20 protein-coding genes and 1 tRNA gene are annotated in these 15,341 nt (G+C 38.0%); 17 read left to right on the top strand and 4 right to left on the bottom strand.

All coding sequences use genetic code 11. The features are described from left to right. Positions 1-14: 14 nt before the first annotated feature. A complete protein-coding gene (locus tag ACZ42F_RS05330; protein ID WP_464280018.1) occupies positions 15-878 on the bottom strand; it encodes a thioredoxin family protein in 864 nt (287 codons plus the stop codon). Continuing rightward, entirely contained in the window at positions 866-1,765 is a 900-nt protein-coding gene (locus ACZ42F_RS05325; RefSeq protein ID WP_464280017.1) for a cytochrome c biogenesis protein CcdA, read from the bottom strand. Before ACZ42F_RS05325 ends, ACZ42F_RS05330 begins: the two co-directional genes overlap by 13 nt. Positions 1,766-1,793: 28 nt before the next feature. On the opposite strand from ACZ42F_RS05325, the gene ACZ42F_RS05320 reads away from it, so the two are divergent. The 4 genes from ACZ42F_RS05320 to hslU all read left to right on the top strand — a co-directional run bounded on the left by ACZ42F_RS05320 (position 1,794) and on the right by hslU (position 4,594). Continuing rightward, positions 1,794-1,869, top strand: a tRNA-Lys gene (locus ACZ42F_RS05320). Between the two features lie 309 nt (positions 1,870-2,178). After that, positions 2,179-2,733, top strand: coding sequence for a macro domain-containing protein (locus tag ACZ42F_RS05315; RefSeq protein ID WP_029965776.1), 555 nt, complete (start codon positions 2,179-2,181; stop codon positions 2,731-2,733). Further along, positions 2,734-3,276 (top strand): ATP-dependent protease subunit HslV, encoded by a 543-nt coding sequence (gene hslV / locus ACZ42F_RS05310; RefSeq protein WP_029965774.1) that lies wholly within the window; start codon positions 2,734-2,736, stop codon positions 3,274-3,276. 4 nt (positions 3,277-3,280) lie between these two features. Continuing rightward, positions 3,281-4,594 (top strand): ATP-dependent protease ATPase subunit HslU, encoded by a 1,314-nt coding sequence (hslU, locus tag ACZ42F_RS05305; RefSeq protein WP_029965772.1) that lies wholly within the window; start codon positions 3,281-3,283, stop codon positions 4,592-4,594. An 80-nt stretch (positions 4,595-4,674) separates the two neighbouring features. On the opposite strand, the gene ACZ42F_RS05300 is transcribed toward hslU, so the two are convergent. Both ACZ42F_RS05300 and ACZ42F_RS05295 read right to left on the bottom strand, forming a co-directional pair. Next, on the bottom strand, positions 4,675-5,346 hold the full coding sequence (locus tag ACZ42F_RS05300; protein WP_029965770.1) for an adenylate kinase: 672 nt from the start codon (positions 5,344-5,346) through the stop codon (positions 4,675-4,677). Between the two features lie 169 nt (positions 5,347-5,515). After that, positions 5,516-6,031: a hypothetical protein gene (locus ACZ42F_RS05295; protein WP_464280016.1), complete on the bottom strand. Its 516-nt coding sequence runs from the start codon at positions 6,029-6,031 to the stop codon at positions 5,516-5,518. A gap of 258 nt (positions 6,032-6,289) precedes the next feature. Here ACZ42F_RS05295 and ACZ42F_RS05290 point away from each other — a divergent pair, with 258 nt between their 5' ends. From ACZ42F_RS05290 to ACZ42F_RS05230, 13 genes are all read left to right on the top strand, one after another. Then, entirely contained in the window at positions 6,290-7,933 is a 1,644-nt protein-coding gene (locus ACZ42F_RS05290; protein WP_464280203.1) for a CTP synthase, read from the top strand. Positions 7,934-7,937: 4 nt separating this feature from the next. Then, positions 7,938-8,753: a 3-deoxy-8-phosphooctulonate synthase gene (gene kdsA, locus ACZ42F_RS05285; RefSeq protein WP_464280015.1), complete on the top strand. Its 816-nt coding sequence runs from the start codon at positions 7,938-7,940 to the stop codon at positions 8,751-8,753. Positions 8,754-8,772: 19 nt separating this feature from the next. Beyond that, complete coding sequence (locus tag ACZ42F_RS05280; protein WP_464280202.1) at positions 8,773-9,261, top strand: KdsC family phosphatase; 489 nt, start codon at positions 8,773-8,775, stop codon at positions 9,259-9,261. A gap of 2 nt (positions 9,262-9,263) precedes the next feature. Further along, positions 9,264-9,785, top strand: a complete 522-nt coding sequence (lptC, locus tag ACZ42F_RS05275) for an LPS export ABC transporter periplasmic protein LptC (protein WP_464280014.1) — start codon at positions 9,264-9,266, stop codon at positions 9,783-9,785. Then, positions 9,773-10,285, top strand: a complete 513-nt coding sequence (lptA, locus tag ACZ42F_RS05270) for a lipopolysaccharide transport periplasmic protein LptA (RefSeq protein ID WP_464280013.1) — start codon at positions 9,773-9,775, stop codon at positions 10,283-10,285. The genes lptC and lptA overlap by 13 nt, the downstream gene beginning before the upstream one ends. Then, the gene (lptB, locus tag ACZ42F_RS05265) at positions 10,278-11,000 is read left to right on the top strand and encodes an LPS export ABC transporter ATP-binding protein (protein WP_029965756.1); all 723 of its coding nucleotides are present in this window, start codon (positions 10,278-10,280) and stop codon (positions 10,998-11,000) included. The genes lptA and lptB overlap by 8 nt, the downstream gene beginning before the upstream one ends. A 61-nt stretch (positions 11,001-11,061) precedes the next feature. Beyond that, on the top strand, positions 11,062-12,501 hold the full coding sequence (gene rpoN / locus ACZ42F_RS05260; RefSeq protein ID WP_029965754.1) for an RNA polymerase factor sigma-54: 1,440 nt from the start codon (positions 11,062-11,064) through the stop codon (positions 12,499-12,501). A gap of 21 nt (positions 12,502-12,522) precedes the next feature. Beyond that, positions 12,523-13,062, top strand: a complete 540-nt coding sequence (gene hpf, locus ACZ42F_RS05255; protein ID WP_464280012.1) for a ribosome hibernation-promoting factor, HPF/YfiA family — start codon at positions 12,523-12,525, stop codon at positions 13,060-13,062. A gap of 2 nt (positions 13,063-13,064) precedes the next feature. Then, the gene (locus ACZ42F_RS05250; protein ID WP_464280011.1) at positions 13,065-13,514 is read left to right on the top strand and encodes a PTS sugar transporter subunit IIA; all 450 of its coding nucleotides are present in this window, start codon (positions 13,065-13,067) and stop codon (positions 13,512-13,514) included. A gap of 2 nt (positions 13,515-13,516) precedes the next feature. Further along, on the top strand, positions 13,517-14,023 hold the full coding sequence (locus ACZ42F_RS05245) for an RNase adapter RapZ (protein ID WP_464280010.1): 507 nt from the start codon (positions 13,517-13,519) through the stop codon (positions 14,021-14,023). 53 nt (positions 14,024-14,076) lie between these two features. Then, positions 14,077-14,391: a RapZ C-terminal domain-containing protein gene (locus ACZ42F_RS05240; RefSeq protein ID WP_464280009.1), complete on the top strand. Its 315-nt coding sequence runs from the start codon at positions 14,077-14,079 to the stop codon at positions 14,389-14,391. 2 nt (positions 14,392-14,393) lie between these two features. Further along, entirely contained in the window at positions 14,394-14,804 is a 411-nt protein-coding gene (locus ACZ42F_RS05235) for a PTS sugar transporter subunit IIA (RefSeq protein WP_029965745.1), read from the top strand. Between the two features lies 1 nt (position 14,805). Beyond that, complete coding sequence (locus ACZ42F_RS05230) at positions 14,806-15,252, top strand: PTS sugar transporter subunit IIB (protein ID WP_464280008.1); 447 nt, start codon at positions 14,806-14,808, stop codon at positions 15,250-15,252. Positions 15,253-15,341 lie beyond the last annotated feature (89 nt).

The raw sequence follows: 15,341 nt of genomic DNA, 5'->3' as shown, positions 1-15,341 counted from the left end.
ATTCAAGTTTGAAATTAGGGGCTATTTTGGGGAGGACTTAGTTTTTCTTGCAAGCTTTTCTCAAGCATTTTTTGCGTAAAAAAATCTCTAAAGATTAAGGGCTTATCTGGAGCATGAGCAGTGAAAATAGCCACAAGGGGTATACTTTTACTGTTAAGGGAATTTAAAAACTCTTCTCCTGCTGGGTTTTCCTGGCTTAAATCCACTTTTATCAATAATAAATGGTATTTAGTTTTTATTCTGGATAAAAAAGTTTCAGTTAAAACTGTCTTTTCTAAAAATTTACAAGTAGGGCACCAATTGGCTGTAAAATCTACTAGGATATTTTTTTTACCTAATTGGCTCAAAAAATAGTTTGGTTCATAATTTATCCATATTTGGGGTTTGTCAGGTCTTAAATTGGTCCAAAAAAGAGCAAGGATAATTGAAAGTAAAATAAGAATATTAAAAAGTAGTTTTGACCAGGACTTAAGTAAGTCAAGTTCCTTTTTTAGCCAGAATAAAAAGAATACAATACTTAAGGAAATTAAAATTTTTAGATAGAGGTCTTCTGGAAGTAAACTTAAAAGATAAATGCAGGTCCCTAAAAGTAAAAAAGCTACTATTTTTTCCAGGATAAGGTTGGCTTTAGAGGTTTTGGGAAAAAACTGGATAGTTTTGGGGAAAAGGGCCACGAGAAAGTAAGGCAGGCTTAAACCCAGTCCTATACTTATAAACACCAGTAAAATTACGGTGGGAGAGTTTAGTAGACTCCAGGCAAGCACTCCGCCTAAAAAAGGTCCGCTACAGGGCGTAGCTAAAAGAGTAATCAATAGCCCTGTTAGAAAGGAGTCAAGATAAGGGTGTTTGACATTGGCCTTTAGGTTTAAAATAGGCAAGGTAAAGAAGCCAAAAAGAGAAAGGGCCAGGAGAAAAGGAGAAAAAGGGTAGCCAGGATAAATAGGGAATTTTGAAATATAGCCCCCCAGTTTAGTTTGGTATAAGCCAAAAAAATTCCCAGGGCAGAAAAGTAAATCAATACTCCCAGGATAAAGAAGATATTATGTAATCTAAATTCCTTACTTTTTTCTTTTTGTTCTTCTTTGGATAGATTTTGAAAAGACCTTAATTTTAAACCCAGTACAGGTAAGACGCAGGGCATAAAATTGAGTAAAAAACCTGCGATTAATCCTAAAAGCATGGCCTTACCTAAACTGCTTACTTCCAGTCCAGGCAGAGCAGAGTCAGCTTTAAAGTCTGGAGGTAACACTTGAGATTGTTCCCACAGGCTTTTCCAGGCAGGAGCAAGTTTACTGTTTGGATTTTGTAATAAGAAATTAAATTGAGCGTTTACAGGATAACAACTTGTAGGGGAACAGAGTAACATTCTTATTTTGATTTTCAGATTAGAATTAGTTGAGTATGAAGTAGGTAATTTAATAAAAAAAGGAGTTTTTTTAGTATAAACTTGTACTGTGGTAGCAGGATTAAAATAGTCCTTTTTGGCCTGGGTGGGGGGATAAAAGACTGGAAGTGGTTTATTTCCTAGCCAGGCTGTAATTGTGGTGGGCTGACCTATATTCCTTTTTTGCGGTCCGTAAAAATACCAATCTTTATGAGGAGTTATCCAGAGGATAAAAAGTTTATCTTTCTCTATTTGGACAAACCTGGCTTCCAGGTCATAGGGAGGAGCTTGAAGGGCCCGGGCAGTGTTTATTAGAGAAAAGCTTGTTACAGCCAATAAAATTAAAAAAAGTTTAATTTTTTCATTGACAAGGCTTAGCATAGACTATAAATACTCCTTCTCACGGGTTGGGCTACTAGCTCAATTGGTAGAGCAGCGGACTCTTAATCCGTTGGTTCAAGGTTCGAGTCCTTGGTAGCCCACCAATCCAAGAGTTTAAGCCACCTGAAATGTTTCAGGTGGCTTTTTTTATTTCTCTTTAACCTGTTTAATTCCACCATCATTCCCAGAGCTCAATATCAACCTAAACTAACCTACAACTAACAAATGCGCAACTCTTAAAGTTTTTTAATATCTTATGATAAATAAATTAAACTCGCTCCCTGGAAAAGGGCAAGGTAAAGACTTCGGGTATTTTTAACAGGATTAACTTTATTTCAATGCTCTTTTCCTATAGGATTTACTTGACTTTAGGGATTTAGTGCTCATTTATTTATTCTTTGGGAGGAAGAGATATGTTTAGCTATGAACTGGCGGATAGAAAGCTGTCTTTAGTTCAAGGTGATATAACTAAGGCTTTGGTAGAGGCAATTGTAAATGCTGCCAATTCAGGCCTGCGAGGAGGCGGTGGAGTGGATGGCGCAATTCACCGAGCAGCTGGCCCTAAACTTTTGCAAGCTGGACAGGAAATAGTTCGCCAGCAGGGTCCTTTGCCTCCAGGTGAAGCTGTAATTACTCCAGGTTTTGAACTTAAGGCCAAATATGTCATTCACACGGTGGGGCCTATTTGGCGGGGAGGAGGGTTTCAGGAAAAGGAGTTATTGGATAAAAGTTATAAGTCCTGCCTGCTTTTGGCTCAAAAGAATAAAATAAAAAGCATTGCCTTTCCAGCCATTAGTTGTGGAGCCTATGGTTTTCCTCTGGAATTAGCAGCACCTATTGCTTTAAAACGCTTAATCTGGGGAATAAAAGAGGGGTTGGTCCAGGAAATTTATTTTTATCTCTATGCCCAAGAGACTTATACCTTTTTTGTGCAGGAATTTCAGAAATTGTTGGAAAAGGAGAATTAGATGGAGTTAAAGGGTACTACTATTTTGGCTGTAAAGAGAAATGGCCAGGTGGCCATGGGTGGAGATGGTCAAGTGACCATGGGGCAAGCAGTGGTTTTAAAGCACAAGGCCAGAAAAGTAAGAAGACTTTATCAAGATAAGGTTTTGGCTGGGTTTGCTGGAGCTACTGCTGATGCCTTTACTCTTTTTGAAAAATTTGAAGGAAAACTGGAAGAATTTAATGGCAATATTCTAAGGGCCAGTGTGGAATTAGCCAAAGAATGGCGGATGGATAAGTATTTAAGAAGACTGGAAGCTATGCTCATAGTAGCAGATAGAGAGCATATTTTGGTTTTAAGTGGAACAGGAGATGTGATTGAGCCTGATGATGGAGTGGTGGCTATTGGCTCTGGAGGTCCTTATGCCTTGGCTGCTGCTAGGGCTTTACTAAAAAATAGTGAGCTTGAGGCCAAGAAAATTGTCCAGGTGGCCATGGAAATAGCTGCTGATATTTGCGTTTATACCAACAACAATCTAGTTTTGGAAGTGTTAGAGGAGGAATAATTTGATGGAAAGTGTGCTTACTCCCAGAGAGATTGTTTCTGAATTGGATAAGTTTATTATTGGTCAAAAAGAAGCCAAAAAGATGGTAGCTATTGCCTTGCGTAATAGGTGGCGTAGAAGAAAATTGCCACCAGAGTTAAGGGATGAAATAGCGCCTAAAAATATTCTCATGATAGGCCCTACAGGGGTAGGTAAAACCGAGATTGCCAGAAGACTGGCCAAACTGGCTGGTGCACCTTTTTATAAGGTTGAGGCCACCAAGTTTACAGAAGTGGGATATGTGGGCAGAGATGTGGAATCCATGGTCAGGGACTTGATGGAAATAGGTGTAAATCTGGTCAAAGAAGAAGAAAGCAAGAGAGTAAGGGTAAAGGCAGAAAGCAATGCTGAAGAGAGGCTTTTGGACATCTTACTTCCTGCTTCCAAAGGAGAGGAAAATTTAGAAACCAGAGAAAAGTTGCGTGAGCTTTGGAGACAGGGAAAACTGGATGATAGAATGGTGGAAGTGGAAGTAAAGGTGTCTTCTGGTCCGCGTATAGAAGTGATGACCATCCCTGGTATGGAAGATATGGAAATGCAATTCAGGGACATGTTTAGCAAGGTTTTTCCCAAGAGAAAAAAGACCAAGAAGATGAAGGTAAAAGACGCCTTTGAGATGCTGGTGCAAGAAGAAAGCGAGCGTTTGGTGGACATGGACAGGGTAGTGGAACTAGCCAAAGAAAGGGTGGAACAAGGCGGAATTATTTTTATTGATGAGATAGACAAAATTTGTGGAAGTTCTTCTGGAAGCAGGGCTGAAGTCTCTAGAGAAGGAGTCCAAAGGGACCTTTTACCTGTGGTAGAAGGTTGTGTGGTCAATACCAAATATGGAATGATTAAAACGGACCACATTTTATTTATTGCAGCTGGAGCTTTTCACCTTTCTAAACCCTCTGACCTGGTTCCAGAATTGCAGGGGCGTTTTCCTTTACGCGTGGAGCTTCGCTCTTTAACCAAAGAAGATTTTTATCGTATCCTGACCGAGCCCCAGAACGCCCTGACCAAACAATATGAAGCCCTTTTAAAGACAGAAGGCATAGAACTGGAATTTACAGAAGATGCTTTAAAAGAAATTGCCAGCTTTGCGCAAAAGATAAATGAAGAAACAGAAAATATTGGGGCAAGACGACTTTACACTATTATGGAAAAGATTTTAACTGACTTATCCTTTGAAGCTCCGGAAAGAAAGGGCGAAAAGGTGGTTATTGATGCTGGTTATGTTCAAGAAAAATTAGCAGATGTAAAAGCCAATAGAGATTTGTCCAGGTATATACTTTAAGTAAGAAATAAAAATGGGCCGTATTTTTACGGCCCATTTGCTAAGGAAAAGAATTTATAAAAAGTAGATGGTAATCGGGATTAATCCAGCTGCTTTAAGAGAGTTTCTTTAATTTCTTCTATTGTTCCTTCACCATTTAATTCAATGTACTTAAACCCAGCTTTGGGAGCTAATTCTTTGAAGTAGTAAGCAGCAGCCAAAGTGCCAGTTTCAGCATCGTAATAGATATCATGTCTTTTGTTGATAGCAGCTTCGTCCTGGTCGTCAGAGCGAGTTTTTAGCTCTCCACCACATACACGGCATTTGCCATCCACAGGCTTAATAGCATCAATATAGATATTGTTGGGATGGTTGGGATCGTTTACGCAGAGACGTCTGCCCATGATTCTGTTTTTAGCCACTTCTCTGGGTAAAAGGATTTCAATTACATAATCCAGTTTCATCCCGGCTTCTTGCAAGGCTTCCCATAATTTTTTGGCCTGATTGATATTGCGAGGAAAACCATCCAACAGCCAGCCATCCTTGCCTTTTTCCTGCAAGGTCTCCAAAACCATGGGAATAGTAATGTCATCAGGTACCAATTCTCCCCGGTCAATGTACTCTTTGGCTTTTTTGCCCAGGTCAGTACCTTGAGAGATGTGCTCTCTAAAAATAGCTCCAGATTCTATATGGGCTAAGTTGTATTTCTTTTTTACCAAAGAGCCCTGAGTACCTTTACCACTACCATTGGGTCCAAAAATTAAGATATTCAATTTTAACTCCTCCTTTTTAGGAATTTTTTCACAATCCCTAAACCTTTTGCCAGCTCTTGTCAATTCAAGTTTGAACCAGATTTTGAAGAGGAAAAAAATATTTCCTTAAAGTTAGTAGCAAGTATTTATGTGAAAATTATAACTTTTATCTGTTTTGGGGAGTTAATTTCTATTTTACACTAAATTCTATTTCTGCACTGGCAGATTGATTTTTGAGTTGATTGTAGAGGATGGCTTTAAATTTATATTTTCCTGGGGGCAACCCTTCAACATTCATACTGTTTTGAAAAAAGATATCAAAGAGGGGTGATTTACTTATTAAGTGAATATTTAGAGCATCTTTTTTATTAAATATAACATTTCCACTTTCATCTAAAACCTGCATATCTTCTGTAAGCCAGGTTTCATATTGTCCATCATTTTCTTTGGTAAAAAAGTTTTTAGGTTCCATGTAAATAAGAAACTCTCCACTTCCTTGTAATTCAATTTTGTCTATAGGTGTGTAAGAGCCATAGTGAAAAATCCTGGAGCAAGGTATAAATTTCCTAATGCCCAAAGGAGCCTCATTTTGCAGAGAAATAATTTCTCTTTTTAAATTTTCTATTTCTTGATCATAGTCTCTGGCCTGGGAAGGTAGAGAGAAGCTAAGTAAAATTAAGCATAAAAATAAAATTTTTTTTAACATAACTTCCTCCTTGTTTTTAGCTTTTTAGTTGGAGTAAAATAATAGGTTCGAAGAAATATAGCAAGGGTTTTTCGGTTAAAGGGGAAAAGTTAACCAGCTTATAAGGTTGATATGGATTGGTTTTATTCCCTTAAAAAAGAGGGGAAGAAATTCTTGGCAAGGTGGGTAGGATGGGTTAAGAAAAAATGCTTGGAAGAAAATAAGGATAAAAATTGAAAAGGAAGGGTTTTTAAAATGGAAAATAATTTTCCCCATAAGCTGAAAACCAAGTTTATTTTTATTACAGGCGGAGTTTTATCCTCTCTGGGTAAGGGATTGGCAGCTGCTTCTCTGGGTGCTTTACTAAAGGCCAGAGGGCTTAAAGTAACCATTCAAAAGCTGGATCCTTATATCAATGTAGATCCGGGCACCATGAATCCCTTTCAGCATGGAGAGGTTTTTGTGACTGAAGATGGAGCAGAGACTGATTTGGATTTGGGGCACTATGAGCGCTATTTAGATCAACACTTCAGTCAATTAAATAACTTTACTTCAGGCCGGATATATCATTCAGTTATTACCAAAGAAAGAAGAGGCGATTATTTAGGGGGAACAGTACAGGTCATTCCCCATATTACAGATGAAATAAAGCGAGCCATTTTAAGTGTAGCTCAAAAGGATGAAGATGTAGCAATTATTGAAATTGGGGGGACAGTTGGAGATATAGAAGGATTACCTTTTTTAGAGGCCATAAGACAGTTGCGCTCTGATTTAGGTAAAGACAATGTACTTTATATTCATTTGACCTTGGTACCCATTATTCGCGTTTCTGGAGAACTAAAAACCAAACCCACTCAACATAGTGTAAAGGAACTTCGAAGTATTGGTATTCAGCCAGATATTATTTTGTGTAGGTCTGAGGTGGACTTATCCGAAGATATAAAAGCAAAGATAGCTCTTTTTTGTAATGTGGATAGAGATGCGGTTTTTACTGCTAAGGATGTAGAAAATATTTATGAAGTTCCCTTGGCTCTTTATGAAGAAGGTATTGATCAAAAAGTAGCTATTTTGCTTAGATTGCCAGCTAGAAATCCCAATTTAGACAAATGGGAAGAGCTTGTATATAAGTTAAAAAATCCTAAGGGCAAAGTAACCATTGCTATTGTAGGTAAATATGTAGATTTAAAAGAGTCATATAAAAGTTTACACGAGGCCTTAGTCCATGGTGGAGTTGCTAATGAGGTAAAAGTAGAATTAAAATATATAAATTCTGAAGAGCTTACTCCTAAAAACTGCGAAGAAAGGTTGCAGGGCGTGGATGGTATTTTGGTTCCTGGTGGATTTGGCTCTAGAGGAGTAGAAGGCAAGATTTTGGCTATTTCTTATGCCAGAAAAAATAAGATACCCTTTTTTGGAATTTGTTTGGGGATGCAGTGTGCAGTGATTGAATATGCTCGCAATGTATTGAAGTTAGAAATGGCCAATTCTGAAGAATTTGACCCCACTACTCCTCATCCAGTCATTTATTTGATGAGGGAATGGTTTGATTATCGGACTCAAAAAGTACAGAAGCGAGATAAAGATAGTGAAAAGGGCGGCACCATGCGTTTGGGTGCTTATCCCTGCGTGTTAAAAAAAGGGACCAAAGCACACCAGGCTTATGCTCAAGAGGAAATTATGGAAAGGCATAGGCATCGCTATGAGTTTAATAAAAAATATGCAGAAGACTTTGAAAAGCAAGGTTTACTTATTAGCGGCACCTCTCCAGATGGAGAGTTGGTGGAAATTGTGGAATTAAAGGATCATCCCTGGTTTGTGGGATGTCAATTCCATCCAGAATTTAAGTCCAATCCCATGCGTCCCCATCCCTTGTTTAGGGATTTTATTGCCAGTGCCAAGAAATATAACCAAGGGGCTAAATAAAGGTATGTCTGACTTGTTTACCTCTTCAAAGGAAAAGATTTTTTTTATTGCTGGGCCTTGTGTGCTGGAAAGCCTGGAACTGGCGTTAAAAGTGGGAGTGGAACTGGCCCGGATTAGAGAAAAACTGGGTGTTACAATTGTTTTTAAGAGTTCCTTTGATAAGGCAAATCGCACTTCTCTAGACAGTTTTAGAGGCCCTGGGCTGGAAACAGGCCTTAAGTGGTTGGAAAAAATAAAAAAAGAAACAGGTCTTCCCCTTTTAACTGACTACCATACTCCAGAGCAGGCTGAGGTGGTGGCTGAGGTGGTAGATGTTTTACAGGTGCCTGCCTTTCTTTGCCGACAGACAGATTTACTTTTGGCTGGAGCCAGGACTGGCAAAGTTCTAAATATTAAAAAGGGGCAGTTTTTAGCTCCCTGGGATATGCAAAGTGTGGTTCAAAAGGTAGAAGGCTTTAATCAAAAGCTTTGGCTTACCGAGCGGGGTACTTCTTTTGGCTACAATAACTTAGTGGTGGATATGAGGAGTATTCCTATTTTAAGCAGCTTAGGTTATCCAGTGGTTTTTGATGCCACGCATTCTGTTCAGCTTCCTGGTGGACAGGGTCGTTGTTCTGGCGGTCAAAGGGAATTTGTGCCCTATTTGGCCAAATCAGCAGTAGTTTGTGGTGCTTCTGGCGTATTTATGGAAGTACATCCAGAACCAGAAAAGGCCCTTTGCGATGGGCCCAATTCCTGGCCTTTGGAAAAGGTTTTTCCTTTACTTAAGCAATTGTTGGAGTTTTGGAGACTAAACTGTGAATACCAAGAAAGCCATTGAGCTGGCTAAAAATATAAAAATGCTGGTCTTGGATGTGGATGGGGTTTTAACTGATGGAGGCCTTTATTATGACCTCCAGGGGCAGGTGATGAAACGCTTTAATGTCCAGGATGGCCTGGGGATTAAACTGGCCCAACAAGCAGGATTAAAGATTGCAGTGATTTCAGGGCTTAAATCCAAGGCGGTGGAAAAGAGACTGGATGAGTTGGGGATTTTTGATTATTTTACAGGTTATACTCAAAAAATTCCTAAACTTTTGGAACTGGTTGAAAAAAATGGCCTAACCCTGTCAGAAGTGGCTTATCTCGGGGATGATTGGGTAGATGCTGCTCCTATGTTAAAAGTTGGTTTACCTATGGCTGTAGTCAATGCGGTTCCAGAAATAAAAGAAATTGCCCTCTGGATTAGCTCCAGGCCAGGAGGGCAGGGAGCAGTGCGAGAGGCTGTTAGTTTTCTCTTAAAAGCTCAAAATAAACTGGAGAAACTCTGGCAAGAGTGGGTTGAGTAAGTTTGTTAAAAAAAGTATTTCCGTTGTTTTTAATTTTACTTTTGGTACTGGGGCTTGGATACTGGATGCAAAAAAAAGAATCCACCTATTCTCCAAGTCTTAAAAATATAAAAGGTAAGATGGAACTAGAAGATATAGAATATCTGGACGGAGAGGGTGGAAAACTAAACTGGAAGTTAAAGGCTAAACTGGCTACTCAAATAGGTGAGGATATAATTTTACAAAATGTACAATTTGTTTACTTAGATAAACAGGAAACAAAAATATTATCTCCTGAAGGAAAAATAAATAACAAAACATCTGTAATTACCTTATATCCAAAGGTGAAGATAAGCAGAGGAGATATGCTTGTCTTTTGTGATAAGTTAATCTTTGATAAAGAAAAAGATAGGATTGACTTCCTGGAGGGTTTTAAACTTACAAAGGGAAAATACTTGGCTATAGATGGAGAAAGGGCGTATTTGAATTTAAAGGATAACTCCTTTCATGTACTTGGAAAAGTGAGGTCTTTATGGTTTCCGTAATTAGAGTATGTGTCCTGTTGAGTTTGGTTTTATTTAATTTTTCTCCTGCTTGGTCTAGCGAAAAACAGCCTTTGAAGATTAATTCCAACAAACTTAGTTATTTGCAGGAAAATAAACTCATAGTCTTTGAAGGGGAAGTAAAGGCAGATAATGGAGAAATGGAACTTGAGGCCAATAGGTTAGAAGTTTATTTAAAGGATGCTCCTCAAAATGAGGATTTATCTCCAGAAGAACAAAAAATAGAAAAGATTATTGCTATAGGAGATGTGCTAATCACCAAAGAGGGGCGTAAGGCCAAGTGTGGGCGAGCTATTTATTATCCTGCGGAAGATAAGGTGAGGTTAGAGGATAACCCCAGCATTTGGCAGGATAAAAATGTTATTAAGGGAGAGACTATTTTATTTTTCTTAAAGAATAATGCAGTTCAAGTGCTGGGAAATTCCAAGAAAAGAGTAGAAGCTGTTTTTTATCCTAAAAAAGAGGCCAAAATAGGTGAGTAATTTAAAGGGAATAAATTTACGGAAACGTTATGGTCAAAGAGAGGTAGTTCGGGGGATTTCACTTGCAGTACACCAGAGGGAAGTTGTTGGTTTACTTGGTCCCAATGGAGCTGGAAAAACAACCACTTTTTATATGCTGGTAGGTATTATTGAGCCTACTGATGGACAGGTTTTTCTGGATGATAGAGAGATAACTCCCTATTCTTTATCCACAAGGGCCAGGTTAGGTCTTAGCTATCTCCCTCAAGAAAGCTCTATTTTTAAAAAATTAACGGTTTTGGAAAATTTACTCTTAATTTTAGAATATACAGATATTCCTAAGAAAAAGCAAAAACAACGGGCAGAAGAACTACTAGCAGAGCTTGGGATTTTAAAACTAGCTAAACAAAAGGCTGCTTTTCTTTCTGGAGGCGAAAGGCGGCGTCTGGAGATTGCCAGGTCTTTAATTTTAAATCCCAAATTTATCCTTTTAGATGAGCCCTTTGCAGGCATTGACCCCATTGCCATTGACGACATTCAAAAGATAATTCTTACCTTAAAAGAAAAAAATATTGGCGTGCTTATTTCTGATCATAATGTGCGCGAGACTTTGCGTATCTGTGACCGAGCCTATCTGGTTTATGATGGCCAGATTTTTTTGGAAGGCACTCCAGAAGAGATAAGTGCCAATGAAAAGGCAAAAGAGATATACTTGGGAAAAACTTTTTGTCTTTAACTATTTACAGAGGGATTAAAGGTAGTTATATTAAATTTAAACTGGAAAAAATAAACTCAATATGGCCTTACAACTAAAACAGCAACTCAAACTAAGCCAACAACTAGTGATGACTCCCCAGTTGCAACAGGCAATAAAGCTGTTGCAACTCTCGCGCATTGAACTGGTGGAACTGGTACAACAAGAACTTCTGGAAAATCCCTTACTGGAAGAGGGCGAAGGAGAAGTTTCTTCTTTAGAAGAAGAGGTTAAAAAGCCTGAAGATAGTTTTAAAGAGATAGATGTGGAAGAAAAAAATCTAGCTTCCACTGCAGAATGGGAAAATTATCTGGGCAATTTTTCAAGTGTTTCCAAAGACAGTAAAGAGTTTGAATTGCCAGAGGAAATGGTTTCCTGGGAAGCCCGTTATGCTCCTAAACCCAGTTTGGAAGGACACCTGCTCTGGCAACTTCAACTTTCCAATTTTTCTCCCAAGGAAATAGAGATAGGAAAGGAAATTATAGGTAATCTGGATAGTAAGGGATATTTTACTTCCTCTATAGAAAATATTGCTGAGAAATTATCAGTAAATCCTGAGATGGTGGAAGAAGTTTTAACAAGGATTCAATTTTTTGACCCTGTTGGAGTTGGTTCTAGAAATCTAAAAGAATGCCTTAAGGTACAGCTAAAATATTTTGGTTATAAAGATGATGTTTTATTTACTTTAGTAGACGAGCATTTAGAGAACATTGAGAATAGGAAAATAGATGTTGTTTTGAAAAAACTGAATATAGGAAAAGAAGATTTACTCTCTTACATAGAGATTTTAAAGTCTTTAGACCCCTATCCTGGATCTCAATATGCAACTGAAGATATTGTTTATATAAGTCCAGATGTATATGTATTTAAATATGATGATGAATTTGTCATTCTCTTAAATGATGATGGAATTCCCAATCTGCGTTTAAATCCTCTTTTTGAAGAAATAGAGATTAAGCGTGGCCGTAAAAAAAAGGATTTTACCGAGGAAACAGAGTATTTACAAGAAAAAATGCGTTCTGCTATTTGGCTAATTAAAAGTCTACAGCAAAGGCAGCGCACTTTATACAAAGTGGTTGAGAGTATTGTCTATTTTCAAAGAGATTTTTTTGAAAAAGGCGTTGGTTATTTAAAACCTTTGACTTTGAAGGATGTTGCTGAGTATATTGGAATGCACGAGTCCACTGTAAGTAGGGTAACCAGTAACAAGTATGTATCTACTCCTTTTGGACTATTTGAGTTAAAGTTCTTTTTCAATAGCGGGCTTAGTACAGATAGTGGAGAAAATGTAGGAGCGGAAAGTATTCGAGCCAAGATTAAGGAAATTATAGATAAAGAGGATAAAAAGAAGCCCTTAAGTGATGAAGGAATTGCCAAGATTTTATATGAAGAGATGGGAGTAAATATTGCCAGACGTACTGTAGCTAAATATAGAGCAGCTTTAAATATTCCTTCTTCTTCTAGAAGGAAGTGTATTTTTTAACCTTAACCGAGGGAGGTTTCTATGCAGATTAAGTTTAATTTTAAGAATTTTGAGCCTTCTGATCACTTAAGAGAATATGCGCATAGTCGTTTTGAAAAATTGTCTAAATATCTTACTGGTAAAGACAATCCTGAATTACAGGTTAATTTTGAAGTAGAAAAATACAGGCATATCATAGAAGCCATTTTAACTGCAAAAAACCTTCATCTTTCTGCTACTGAAGAAAGTGAGGATATGTATGCTAGTGTGGATATGGTGTTAGATAAATTGGAAGCCCAGGTTAAAAAGATTAGAGAAAAGGCTAAAGATAGATATAAAAATAAGAAATCTGTGCGTATGGATGTCATTAAACTTTCTCAAGAAGAAGGGAAAAGTCCTGTTCCGGTAATTGAAAAGACAGATCATTTTGAACCCAAGCCCATGAGTGTAGAAGAGGCTGCTTTGCAGCTAGATACCTTAAACTATGAGTTTTTGGTATTTTTAAACGCGGAAAATGAGCGGGTAAATGTAATCTACAAGCGTAAAGATGGCAATTTTGGGTTGATTGATCCAGGGATCTAGTTATGCGTTTAGAACATTATTTAAAACCAGAATTAATAATTACCGAACTTTCAGCCAGAACCAAGCCAGAGGTTCTGGCTGAAATTGTAGATAAATTACTCGAGGTCTATCCAGATTTAAATGGGGCAGAAATTCTTAACCTCTTGCTGGAAAGGGAACGCCTGGGCACTACAGGAATTGGGAGTGGTATTGCTATTCCTCATGGTAAGATGGAAGGTTTAAAGGAAGTCTTGCTGGTAGTAGCTAGGAGTACAAAAGGGGTTGATTTTGACTCTCTGGACCACAATCCCGTGCAGATTATCTTTTTACTTTTAGCCCCAGAAGAAAATTTAGGAGAGCATTTAAAAATTCTGGCTCATATCTCCAGAGTTTTGCGGGATCAAGAATTTAGAGAAAGTTTTTTGGCTGCTAAGAGCAAAGAGGATATTTATTCCTTGCTCAAAGGTGTTTAAAAGTGAATATTAACTTTCCTCTTATTTTAGTGGGTGGCCTTTCTGGAGCGGGCAAGAGTACTGCTCTTAGAGTTTTTGAGGATTTGGGTTTTTTTTGTATAGATGGTTTGCCTTTTAGTTTGGTTTCTTCTTTGTTGGAACTTTTTGTCCAAGATAAGCTGAAGCGTTATAGAGGAGTTGCTCTGGGACTGGATTTGAGGCAGCTTGATTTTGGGGTGAGTTGGGATGGCTTGGTCAGGGAGTTAAAGGAAAAAAATATAGTTTTTGAACTAATTTTTTTAGAAGCTCAAAAAGAGATTATTGTTAAAAGATACTCTACCACCAGAAGACCTCACCCTTTAACTGGAAGCTGTCTGGGGTTGGAAGAAGCCATTACCAAGGAGCAAGAGCTTTTCACTCCTTTGCGAGATATGGCTCATCTGGTTATTGACACTTCTTTTTTTCCATTCACGATCTTAGAAGGGTATTGCAGGAAAAGTGGTCTTGGGATACTGCTACCTGGGCTATAAGGGTGCATCTTATTTCCTTTGGGTTCAAATACGGAGTCCCTTTGGAAGCAGATATGGTTTTGGATTTACGTTTTTTGCCCAATCCTTATTTTCAGGAAGATCTTAGGCCTCTTTCTGGCCTGGATGAGGAAGTGCAGAATTTTATCTACCAGCGAGAGGAAGGCTTGAGTTTTAAAAAAAGATTAGAAGAATTTTTGGATTTTTTACTTCCTTTATATGTAAAAGAAGGTCGATATCGTTTGACTATTGGTTTTGGTTGTACTGGAGGAAGGCATCGCTCTGTGGCTACCACAGAATTAATAGCTGATTTTTTGCGTAAAAAAAAATATTTTGTTTCTGTGGAACATAGACATTTAGAATTGGGGTAAAGATGATAGGTTTGCTTGTTGTAACGCATGGAAAGTTTGGGGAAGAACTGATTAAGGCCGCTCAAATGATTCTGGGAGACTTTTCAGGGTGCAAGTGGGTGTGCGTGGACAACCAGAAAAGTATGGATAAAATTTTAGAAGAAATAGAGCAAAAGGCCACAGAAGTAAATGAGGGCAAGGGGGTCTTAATCTTAACAGATATGTTTGGCGGCACGCCGACCAATTTGAGTTTATCCCTTTTGGGTAAAAGAGAAGACATAGAAGTGGTAACTGGAGTTAATCTACCTATGCTTATTAAGGCAGTAAATGAGAGAGAAAAGGAGTTAAGAGAACTGGCCTTGACTTTAAAAAGTACAGCCAAGCAGAGCATTAAGGTAGCAGGAGAAATTTTAAAAAAGCCTTTAAATGGTTGATATGTGGGTTAGAATTGACAATAGACTTGTGCATGGGCAAGTAATTGAAACCTGGATTCCTTATATCAAAGCTAAATTTATTTTAGTGGTCAATGACAGCTTGGCCAACGATATTCTACAGCAGGAAATAATTAAGCTAGCAGTTCCTAGCAATATTGAGATTAAATTTGTCTCTCTGGCTCAAGTGCAAATGGGCCTGAAAGGGCAAAAAAAGGAAACATTGGTGCTATTTGCCAATTGTCAGGATGCAAGAGTAGCTTTTGAACAGGGCTTTAAATTTGAAGTATTAAATGTAGGCAATTTGCACTATTCTCCAGGAAAGGAGCAATTTTGCGACCATATTGCCTTGAGTAAAGAGGATATTTTTTGTTTAAAATATCTGTTAAAAAAAGGAGTAAATTTAGATTTTCGTTGTGTACCCCATAAACCAGTACAGATAGAATTATGAACTACCTAGAACATCCTTATCTCTTTTTTCTTTTAGTCAGTTTTTTTTTGCTCTTTTTCCTGCTTTCGTTTTAAAATCAATATAGGTTT

The organism is Desulfonauticus autotrophicus (genome assembly GCF_055381725.1).
The sequence above is the reverse complement of the archived record's forward strand: the minus strand, read 5'-3'. Positions and strand labels throughout refer to the sequence as shown.

Excerpts from the sequence above, each read along its gene's own strand:
- ACZ42F_RS05325 (WP_464280017.1), bottom strand. The coding sequence starts at position 1,765 with ATGCTAAGCCTTGTCAATGAAAAAATTAAACTTTTTTTAATTTTATTG.
- ACZ42F_RS05315 (WP_029965776.1), top strand. The coding sequence starts at position 2,179 with ATGTTTAGCTATGAACTGGCGGATAGAAAGCTGTCTTTAGTTCAAGGT.
- hslV (WP_029965774.1), top strand. The coding sequence starts at position 2,734 with ATGGAGTTAAAGGGTACTACTATTTTGGCTGTAAAGAGAAATGGCCAG.
- hslU (WP_029965772.1), top strand. The coding sequence starts at position 3,281 with ATGGAAAGTGTGCTTACTCCCAGAGAGATTGTTTCTGAATTGGATAAG.
- ACZ42F_RS05295 (WP_464280016.1), bottom strand. The coding sequence starts at position 6,031 with ATGTTAAAAAAAATTTTATTTTTATGCTTAATTTTACTTAGCTTCTCT.
- kdsA (WP_464280015.1), top strand. The coding sequence starts at position 7,938 with ATGTCTGACTTGTTTACCTCTTCAAAGGAAAAGATTTTTTTTATTGCT.
- ACZ42F_RS05280 (WP_464280202.1), top strand. The coding sequence starts at position 8,773 with ATGCTGGTCTTGGATGTGGATGGGGTTTTAACTGATGGAGGCCTTTAT.
- lptA (WP_464280013.1), top strand. The coding sequence starts at position 9,773 with ATGGTTTCCGTAATTAGAGTATGTGTCCTGTTGAGTTTGGTTTTATTT.
- rpoN (WP_029965754.1), top strand. The coding sequence starts at position 11,062 with ATGGCCTTACAACTAAAACAGCAACTCAAACTAAGCCAACAACTAGTG.
- hpf (WP_464280012.1), top strand. The coding sequence starts at position 12,523 with ATGCAGATTAAGTTTAATTTTAAGAATTTTGAGCCTTCTGATCACTTA.
- ACZ42F_RS05250 (WP_464280011.1), top strand. The coding sequence starts at position 13,065 with ATGCGTTTAGAACATTATTTAAAACCAGAATTAATAATTACCGAACTT.
- ACZ42F_RS05240 (WP_464280009.1), top strand. The coding sequence starts at position 14,077 with ATGGTTTTGGATTTACGTTTTTTGCCCAATCCTTATTTTCAGGAAGAT.
- ACZ42F_RS05235 (WP_029965745.1), top strand. The coding sequence starts at position 14,394 with ATGATAGGTTTGCTTGTTGTAACGCATGGAAAGTTTGGGGAAGAACTG.
- ACZ42F_RS05230 (WP_464280008.1), top strand. The coding sequence starts at position 14,806 with ATGTGGGTTAGAATTGACAATAGACTTGTGCATGGGCAAGTAATTGAA.